Consider the following 790-nt stretch of genomic DNA (forward strand, 5'->3'; position numbering starts at 1 on the left):
CGGCTGCGCACGCCGTCGCGGTGTCGCCGGCTGATGTCGCGACCACGACGGTCGTGTCGGGTCCGGCTTCCGCGGTGGCGGGTGCGGATGTGGTTCTGAACGTGCAGGTTTCGCCGGCTCCTGCTGGTGGCACGGTGCAGTTCAAGGACAGCACCGAGAACCTGGGTGGCCCGGTGAACCTCGATTCCGAGGGCAAGGGTTCGATCACGCAGAAGTTCGTGAAGGGTGATCGCAGCATCACTGCGGTGTACTCGGGTGCCGGTGAGTTCCTGACCTCGACCTCGGCGGCGCACACCGTCGCGGTGTCGCCGGCTGATGTCGCGACCAGCACGGTTGTGACGGGTCCGGCGACCGCGGTTGCCGGCACGGATGCCACGTTTGCGGTGCAGGTTTCGCCGGTTCCGGCCGGTGGCACGGTGCAGTTCAAGAACGGTACCGAGAATCTGGGTGGCCCGGTCACTCTCGACACCGAGGGCAAGGGCAGCATCACGCAGGCCCTGGCCAAGGGYGATCACCAGATCACGGCCGTCTACTCGGGTGCGGGTGAGTTCCTGACCTCGACGTCGGCGGCGCACACTGTCGCGGTGTCGCCGGCGGATGTCGCGACCACCACGGTCGTGTCGGGTCCGGCTTCCGCTGTTGCGGGTGCGGATGTGGTTCTGAACGTGCAGGTTTCGCCGGTTCCGGCTGGTGGCACGGTGCAGTTCAAGAATGGCGCCGAGAACCTGGGTGGCCCGGTCACTCTCGATTCCGAGGGCAAGGGCAGCATCACGCAGGCCCTGGCCAAGGG

1 protein-coding gene is annotated in these 790 nt (G+C 67.2%); it reads left to right on the plus strand.

What is annotated here, in order from left to right; genetic code table 11:
* Positions 1–101: 101 nt before the first annotated feature.
* On the plus strand, positions 102–790 hold a 689-nt coding region (locus AC1DWC_RS26700), incomplete at its 3' end, for an Ig-like domain-containing protein (RefSeq protein ID WP_477912912.1).

Source organism: Rhodococcus sp. P4_C10, from assembly GCF_056402135.1.